Raw genomic sequence first — 634 nt, 5'->3', positions numbered from 1 at the left:
GAATCGGCACCATCGAGCTCGACGACGGCACATCGGCGAAAGGGTTCCTTGCCGAAACCGCCGGCCTGCTGGCGGCGACGGATATCTCGGCCTATGGCGGCTGGCGCAATTTTGTCGCCAGGGCCCACGAGGCGCGCCGGCAACCGGAAAGCGTTCCCTCCAGATGAACGAGGGCCCCGCCGCCCGCCCGGCTTAGGGCCTCTGGAGGTTGCGCCTCAGGCCAATTCGAACCGCTCCACCGCGCGCATGATGCCGCGCAGTTCGGCGAGGCCTTTCAGCCGCCCGATCAGCGAGTAGCCGGGATTGATCCTGGTCTTGCCGATGTCGTCGGCAAGCAGGTGGCCATGGTCGGGGCGCATCGGGATACGCCAGTCGGACCGGCCTGCCATGCGCCGGCGCGCCTCTTCCTTCATCAGCGCCAGTATGACCGCCGCCATGTCGGTCGAGCCTTCCAGGTGCTCGGCCTCGTAGAAGGAGCCGTCCGCCTCGCGCGTCACGTTGCGCAGATGCGCGAAATGGATTCTTGAGGCGAATTCCCCGATCATCGCGACCAGATCGTTGTCGGCGCGCACGCCGTAGGAGCCGGTGCAGAAGGTCAGGCCGTTGGCCGGGCTGTCGACCGTCTCCAGGATGA

1 protein-coding gene is annotated in these 634 nt (G+C 66.9%); it reads right to left on the bottom strand.

From position 1 onward, the window contains the following. Window positions 1-215: 215 nt before the first annotated feature. Window positions 216-634, bottom strand: a 419-nt coding sequence (locus tag EN742_RS36935) for a mannonate dehydratase (RefSeq protein WP_189375774.1), incomplete at its 5' end; no start/stop codon positions are given.

Source organism: Mesorhizobium sp. M4A.F.Ca.ET.020.02.1.1 (genome assembly GCF_004022645.1).
Lineage (GTDB): Bacteria > Pseudomonadota > Alphaproteobacteria > Rhizobiales > Rhizobiaceae > Mesorhizobium.
Note: the sequence above shows the minus strand (reverse complement) of the source record. Positions and strands in the feature narration are given on the sequence as shown.